This is a genomic window from Macromonas nakdongensis, from assembly GCF_002837145.1.
Taxonomy (GTDB): Bacteria; Pseudomonadota; Gammaproteobacteria; order Burkholderiales; family Burkholderiaceae_C; genus Macromonas_B; species Macromonas_B nakdongensis.
In genome coordinates, this window is record NZ_NWMV01000111.1 from 1 (window position 1) to 6,458 (window position 6,458).

8 protein-coding genes are annotated in these 6,458 nt (G+C 69.5%); 3 read left to right on the forward strand and 5 right to left on the reverse strand.

The window, feature by feature from the left end:
• From CON77_RS13285 to phnE, 3 genes are all read left to right on the forward strand, one after another.
• The coding region (locus CON77_RS13285) for a phosphonate ABC transporter ATP-binding protein (RefSeq protein WP_101049896.1) at positions 1-558 on the forward strand (558 nt) is incomplete at its 5' end.
• Between the two features lie 6 nt (positions 559-564).
• Positions 565-1,419, forward strand: a complete 855-nt coding sequence (locus CON77_RS13290; RefSeq protein WP_101049898.1) for a PhnE/PtxC family ABC transporter permease — start codon at positions 565-567, stop codon at positions 1,417-1,419.
• Positions 1,416-2,237 carry a phosphonate ABC transporter, permease protein PhnE gene (gene phnE / locus CON77_RS13295; protein ID WP_101049900.1) on the forward strand — a complete coding sequence of 274 codons (822 nt, stop codon included), beginning with the start codon at positions 1,416-1,418 and terminating at the stop codon, positions 2,235-2,237. The genes CON77_RS13290 and phnE overlap by 4 nt, the downstream gene beginning before the upstream one ends.
• A gap of 46 nt (positions 2,238-2,283) precedes the next feature.
• On the opposite strand, the gene CON77_RS13300 is transcribed toward phnE, so the two are convergent.
• The 5 genes from CON77_RS13300 to CON77_RS13320 form a co-directional block, all read right to left on the reverse strand.
• Entirely contained in the window at positions 2,284-2,904 is a 621-nt protein-coding gene (locus CON77_RS13300) for a nucleotide-binding protein (protein ID WP_101049902.1), read from the reverse strand.
• 9 nt (positions 2,905-2,913) lie between these two features.
• Entirely contained in the window at positions 2,914-3,363 is a 450-nt protein-coding gene (locus tag CON77_RS15380; protein WP_198552381.1) for a hypothetical protein, read from the reverse strand.
• A 73-nt stretch (positions 3,364-3,436) separates the two neighbouring features.
• On the reverse strand, positions 3,437-4,366 hold the full coding sequence (locus CON77_RS13310) for a cyanophycinase (RefSeq protein ID WP_101049904.1): 930 nt from the start codon (positions 4,364-4,366) through the stop codon (positions 3,437-3,439).
• A gap of 93 nt (positions 4,367-4,459) precedes the next feature.
• A complete protein-coding gene (locus CON77_RS13315) occupies positions 4,460-6,079 on the reverse strand; it encodes a peptide chain release factor 3 (protein WP_101049906.1) in 1,620 nt (539 codons plus the stop codon).
• A 38-nt stretch (positions 6,080-6,117) separates the two neighbouring features.
• Positions 6,118-6,458, reverse strand: a 341-nt coding sequence (locus CON77_RS13320) for a DUF4010 domain-containing protein (protein ID WP_157826964.1), incomplete at its 5' end; no start/stop codon positions are given.

Here is a 6,458-nt window from a genome sequence, read left to right on the forward strand (position 1 = left end):
GTGCCGCCCTTGCCGCCGCGCCAGCGCGTGGTCACGGCGGTGCTGGCCGCGCGCCTGCCGACTTTGGGGGTGTGGCGCAGCCTGCGCTCCTTGTTCTACCCCGACGACATCCCGGCCGCGTTCGCGGCCCTGGACCGTTTCGACCTGGCCGACAAGCTGTTCGACCGGGTCGATCGCCTGTCGGGCGGCGAGCGCCAGCGCGTGGGCCTGGCCCGCTTGCTGCTGGCGCCGGCCAGCCTGTGGCTGGTGGATGAGCCCCTGTCTGCGCTCGACCCGGTGCGGGCCCGGCAGGCCCTGACCACCTTGCTGGACGGCGCGCGCGAACGCGGCGCTACCCTGGTGTGCACCCTGCACCAGGTGGACGTGGCGCTGGCGCATTTTCCCCGCATCGTCGGGCTGCGCGACGGCCGCTGCGCCTTCGATCTGCCCGCGGCCGAGGTGACGCGCGAACGCCTGGCCCAGTTGTACGCCCAGCACGAAGACGAACTGCTGGGCGTCACGCCCCTGCCGCTTGCCGACGTGACGGCGCCGGCCCCGGTCGTCATGCACTGCCGCTGACGCACCATGCAGTCGCTTTCCCTGTCTGCGGCCCGGTCTGGGCGCCCTGTCCCGCACCGCGACCCGGCCTGGCTGGGCCGCTTGTTCTGGTGCGGCGCCGGTCTGGTGTTGCTGTGGCCCCTGCTGGTGGCCACCGAATTCCGCCCCTGGCTGCTGCTCGCGCCCGACAGCCTGCGCGTCAGCGGCCAGTTCATCGCCAGCTTTTGGCCGCTGGCCCTGGCGCCCGATTTCCTGTGGCTCCTGGCCCAGGACACCTGGCGCACCGTGGCCATGGCCTCCGCCGGTGTCACCCTGGCACTGGGGCTGGCCGTGCCCTTGACCCTGCTGTCCACCCGGGTGCTGTCGGTGTCGGCGCTGAGCGGGCGCATGGCCCCAGGGTCGTTCTGGTTGCGCCAGGCCGTGCGCGCGGTGCTGATCGTGTTGCGCAGCGTGCCCGAACTCGTGTGGGCCCTGGTGTTCGTGCGCGTGGTCGGCCTGGGGCCCACGGCCGGGGTGCTGGCCATCGCGCTCACCTACGGCGGCATGCTGGGCAAAGTCTACGGTGAAATTCTGGAAAGCAGCGACACCCACGCTGCCGACACCCTGCTGCGCAACGGCGCCGGCCGGACCCAGGCTTTTTTCTACGGCCTGTTGCCCACCTGTGCCGCCGAACTCACCAGCTACACCGTGTACCGCTGGGAGTGCGCCATCCGTTCTTCCGTGGTGCTGGGCTTCGTGGGGGCCGGTGGTCTGGGGCAGCAGATGGACAACGCCATGAAGATGTTCAACGGCGGCGAAGTCGCGACCCTGCTGCTCGTTTTCGTGGCGCTGGTCGCCCTGGCCGACCGGGCCAGCGCCTGGCTGCGCAAGGTGCTGGGATGAAGCCTCGCGACTCCCTCACCCCCTCGATGCCGCCGGGCTGGTTTCACGCCCGTTGCCGGGTCTGCTGGTTCGTGTTCGGTCTGCTGGCCTTGGTGCTGGCCAGTTTTTGGTCGCTCGACCTGCAGTGGGCGCAGTTTTTCTCCTGGGCGGCCTTGCGCGACATGGGGCGCTTTTTGGGCGAATTTTTTCCGCCCGACACCCAGCCGGAATTTCTGCGCCGGGTGGCCTGGGCGGCCTGGGAAACCCTGGCCATGTCGGCGCTGGGCACGGCGCTGGCCGCGGGGGCGGGCCTGTTGCTGGCCCTGCCTGCCAGCCGCTGGCACCGCGCCGACGCGGCCTGGGCGCGCACCCCCGCGCGCTGGTTGCTCAATGTTTTGCGCAGCATCCCGGAGCTGGTGTGGGCGGCCCTGCTCCTCATCAGCGCGGGCCTGGGGCCTTTCGCCGGCACCTTGGCCCTGGCGCTGCACACCACCGGCGTGCTGGGGCGCCTGTTCGCCGAAGCGGTGGAGAACGCCCCGCCCGGGCCGGGTGATGCCTTGCGCGCGCAGGGCGTGGGCGGTGTTTGGGTGTTTCTGTATGCCACCTGGGCGCAGGTGCTGCCGCAGTTGCTCAGCTACACCCTGTACCGCTGGGAGAACAACATCCGGGCCGCCGCCGTGCTGGGGGTGGTGGGGGCCGGTGGGCTGGGGCAGATGCTGGCCTTCCACATGGGGCTGTTCCACATGGGCAAAACGGCCACCCTCCTGGGCGCCATGATGGTGCTGGTGGCGCTGGTGGATGCGGTCAGCCTGGGAGCCCGCCGCTGGATGACCCGTTGACGGCCAGTGGGGTGTGCGCCGCCTGGGTGCCGGGCCTGGGCCGGGGTCAGCGGCCGTCGAGCCAGGTGCAGATCGGTGCCCAGTCTTCCAGGTCCCGGGCCACGCGGCCCGGCGCCACGTCGAACAGGGTCAGGCCGTGCAGGGCCAGGCGGACGTAGTTTTGTGTGTCGCGCAGGTGGCCCAGCACCGGTAATCCGAGCCCCTCCACAAAGTCCTTGAGCCGGTCGGCGGCGATGGTGCGCTGCGCCACCCGCATGCCCACCACCGCGATGTCCAGGTCCGCGGCGCGGCGGCGCTCCTGCAACTCGTCGAGGAATTGCCGCGTCGCCAGCATGTCGAACAGGCTGGGCTGCAGCGGAATCAGCAGCTTGTCGGCCCGTTTCAACACCTCTTTCAAACCCTTGCCGTGCAGGCCGGCCGGGGTGTCCAGCACCACATGGGTGGTGCCGCGGGGCGGGCGCAGCACCTCGCTGTCCGAGGCGTCCCAGCCGACGATGGGGCGAGCTTCGGCGGGGCGGATGCCCAGCCAGCCGCGCGACGATTGCTGCCGGTCGGCATCGCCCAGCATCACCGTGCGGCCCTGCTGCGCCAGGTAGCCCGCCACGTTGGTGGACAGGGTGGATTTGCCCACCCCGCCTTTGGGGTTGGCGATGACAATGACCGGCATGGCGTGGTCTTAGACCGCTGCCGGGGTGCTGGTGGCGACGGCGGTCCGGGGCTTGCGGGCGCGCTTGGCGGGAGCTTTCGTGGAGGCGGCGGCCGTCCCAGGCGCGTCGGCGGGGGCGCTGGGCGCCTGGGCCTTGGTCGGTGTCTTGCGGGCGGCTTTCGGGGCCGCTTTTGCGGGGGGCACCGGCGTTTGTTCGGTGGGTGCGGCTTCGACCGGTGGGCGACCGGTCTTGAGGGTGGGCACCGAGGCCAGCACCTGTTTCAGTGCGGTGTCGCTCATGTTGCCCAGGGCCATCAGGCCGGCGCGCAGCAGTTCGCTTTTCTTCACCGCCAGCGACAAACCCAGCGCCCGGGTCTTGAGCGCGTCAATCGCCGCGTACTCGTCCTTGGGCATGCAAAAACTGTCCCGGACCAGTTTGACTTTTTTGGCCTTGTCGGATTCCCGTGCCTTGCTGCTCATGTACACCTCTGCTGTTCTGTTGAAAGATGTAAACAGTATAAATGGTATGAATGGAATGTGTCTATAACCGGGCTCAGCCCCGGATCGGCCCGGGCTCCACCAGCATGCTGACCGCTTCGCGCAAGGCCGGCGGCATGCCCGTGGCGCGTTGCACGACCGGGTTGGCGCTGTAGCGGTGTCCGGCCGGCAGCAGGTGCAGGCGCAGGCCCAGCATCTCCAGCCGTTCGCGTTCGTCCGCCAGTTGCGCGTTGCTCTGCATGCCGCGGCCGTCCACCACCGTCACCGCGCCCCGGCCGATCACCTCGATCGCCGAGCCGCGCTCGATCACCAGCGCCGTGTCCTCGTCGATGCCGACCCCCAGCATCTGGGGCCGTTCGGCCAGCACCGACAGCAGGCGCCCGAGCCGGCCGCGTTCGGAAAAATGCTGGTCGATGATGGCCCGCGCCACGAAGCCCAGCCCGATGTCCATCACCCCCGTGTCCTTTTCCGGCAGGCGGGTGGCTTCGCCTTGTGCCAGCATGTGGCGCGACATCACCGCCGCGCCGGCGCTGGTGCCGCCCATGCAGCAGCCGCGCAGGTGGAAGGCCGTGTGCAGGGCCTTGAAGGTTTCGGTTTCCCAGATCAGGTCCATGAGTCGGCGTTGGTCGCCGCCCGAAATGAAGATGCCATCGGCTTCCAGCACGCGGCCGACAACGGCCTCGCTGTCGGCCGCGGCACGGTCCGCGATCGCCAGGTGGGCGCAATCCTGCACGCCGAGTTCGCCGAAGGCCGTCTGGTAGGTGGCCCAGGCGTTTTCGGGTTCGGCGCTGGCCGCGGTCAGCACCCGGATGCGGCTGGTCGGGCCGCCGCACAATTCCACGAAGCGGCGCAGGATGGGTTTGTCGTGGACGCGGTCCTCGGCCCCGCCGACGATGACGAGGCGCCCGATCCGGCGGGTTTGTGCGATGCCGGGGGTGGCCACCAGGGCCGGGCCGGCGCAGAGCAAAGTGCGGCGTGTCAACATGCCCGGGATTGTAGGCAGGGCGCCTGCCCGGTTGGGGCGGCACGGGCAGCCTGAACCCCCCCAAGGGTCACGTCACACAGCCGCCCATCCCCATCAAACCGCCTTGTGGAACACCAGCCCCGCGTGTTCGCGCATGGCGTGGAACTGGATCTTGGGCCAGTTGGCTTCCACCGCGCGCAGGGTGGCGCCATGGTCCACCAAAATGGTGGGCGCGTCCACCGCGTCCCAGGCCATGCGGTGGATGTTGGCGTCGATGAAGCGTTTCAGCTCCACCTCGCCGCCGTTCTCGGGCGGGCAGGTCACCCAGCGCGCCACCTGGTAGGGGCTGTGGGTGATGCGCGCCTTCACGCCGTATTCGGTTTCCAGGCGGTGTTGCACCACCTCGAACTGCAACTGGCCCACGGCGCCCAGCATCAAAATGCTGCCGGCCATGGGGCGGAACACCTGGATGGCACCTTCCTCGCCCAGCTGGGTCAGGCCGGCTTTCAGTTGCTTGCCGCGCAGCGGGTCGGCCACTTCCACGCTGCGGATGATTTCCGGCGCAAAGAAGGGCAGACCGGTGAACTGCAGCGCCTCGCCCTCGGTCAGCGTGTCGCCCAGTTGCAGCACGCCGTGGTTGGGGATGCCGATGATGTCGCCGGCGTAGGCCTCGTCCAGCAGCTCGCGCCGCTGGCTCATGAAGGTCACCACGGTGTTGGGCTTGATGACCTTGCCCGAACGCACCACCTTCAGCGGCATGCCGCGGGTGAACTGGCCACTGGCCACGCGCACGAAGGCGATGCGGTCGCGGTGCGCCGGGTCCATGTTGGCCTGGATCTTGAACACCACGCCGCTGAACTTGGGCTCCACCGGCTCCACCGTGCGCTGGATGGCGGGCTTGGGACCGGGCGGCGGTGCCAGGTCCACCAGGGCGTCCAGCACCTCGCGCACGCCGAAGTTGTTGATGGCCGAGCCGAACAGCATGGGCGTCTGCTTGCCGGCCAGAAATTCGGCTTCGTCGAAAGCCGGCGAAGCGCCTTCGACCAGTTCCATTTCGTCCTTGGCCTGGGTCCATTCCAGGCCAAAACGCTCGGCGGTGACCGGGTTGTCCAGGCCGGCCAGCACCTCCTCGTCGCCGCCGGCGCGGTCTTCACCGGCGGCGAACACGCGCATCTGCTCGCTGCGGCGGTCGTACACGCCGTGGAACAGCTTGCCCATGCCCACCGGCCAGGTGAAGGGCACCACCGTCATGCCGAGTTCGCGTTCGATCTCGTCCATCACGTCCAGCGGCGCCTGCACCTCGCGGTCCATCTTGTTCACGAAGGTCAGGATGGGCGTGTTGCGCGCACGGCACACCTGCAACAGGCGGCGGGTCTGCGGTTCCACGCCGTTGGCCGCATCGATCACCATCAGCGCCGCGTCCACGGCGGTCAGCACGCGGTAGGTGTCTTCCGAGAAGTCCTGGTGGCCGGGGGTGTCGAGCAGGTTGATCACGCAGTCGCGGTATTCCATCTGCATCACGCTGGAGGCCACGGAAATGCCGCGCTGCTTTTCGATCTCCATCCAGTCGGAGGTGGCGTGGCGCGCGGCCTTGCGCGCCTTCACGGACCCGGCGATGTTGATGGCGCCCGAGAACAGCAGCAGCTTCTCGGTCAGCGTGGTTTTACCGGCGTCGGGGTGCGAAATGATGGCGAAGGTGCGGCGGCGGCGCACTTCAGAAACGATGTCAGACATGGGGCGGGATTATCCCGCACCGCACCGGGGCATTGGTCTCAGGCCCAGGCCCACGCGGCGGCCGTGCCCAGCACGCTGGCCAGGGTGGCCAGTGCGGTGCCCCACAGCACCGGGCGCCCCACGGCGGTGCCGCCGGTGCTCCAGGCGATGCCGGCTTTCACCAGGGTGTTGCTCAGGGCGGCCAGCCCCATGGCCAGTGCCGCGGTGTGGGTGGGCAGGCCGGTCTCGGCGGACTGGCGCGCCAGGGCAATCACGATCGCGTCCACGTCGGCCAGACCCGAAACGGCCGACAGCACCAGCAGCCCGCGGTCGCCCAGCCAGTCGCGCGCGGCCGGCACCAGCACCGCGATCAGGCCCAGAAAGGCGCCAAAGCCCAGGG